This is a genomic window from Brevibacillus sp. LEMMJ03 (genome assembly GCF_007197875.1).
GTDB classification, from domain to species: Bacteria; Bacillota; Bacilli; order Brevibacillales; family Brevibacillaceae; genus Brevibacillus; species Brevibacillus thermoruber.
Genome location: NZ_VKJN01000104.1, coordinates 1 through 400 on the forward strand (window position 1 = coordinate 1; position 400 = coordinate 400).

At 62.8% G+C, this 400-nt stretch carries 1 protein-coding gene; it reads left to right on the plus strand.

The genetic code is table 11. From position 1 onward, the window contains the following. On the plus strand, nt 1–400 hold a 400-nt coding region (locus FOI68_RS23720), incomplete at both ends, for an outer membrane beta-barrel protein (protein WP_185974039.1).

Sequence of the window (400 nt, forward strand, 5' to 3'; positions counted from 1 at the left end):
GACGGGGAGCGCGTATGCTGACCTGCTGACGGGTTTGGCGGGCCAATATCAGGAACAGAACTTCAACAACCTCCACAATGAGGGCTACCACGCCATCGAGTTCTTCGGCATGGATAACTGGAAGGCCACCAAGCGGCTGACCCTCGAACTCGGGTTGCGCGTCTCCCATCTCGGCCCATGGTATGACCGAACGGGGAACGGTTTCGCGGTCTGGAACCCGGCGAAGTACAGCAACGCGTCGACGGTTCTGCCGACCGACTACACCGGTCTGACCTGGAACAAGCGCGATTCGAGCGTGCCTCTGTCCGGTTTCGCGAGCCGGGCTCTCTACTGGGCGCCGCGCTTCGGCTTCGCCTACGACCTGACCGGCAAGGGCAACACGGTGCTGCGCGGAGGATGG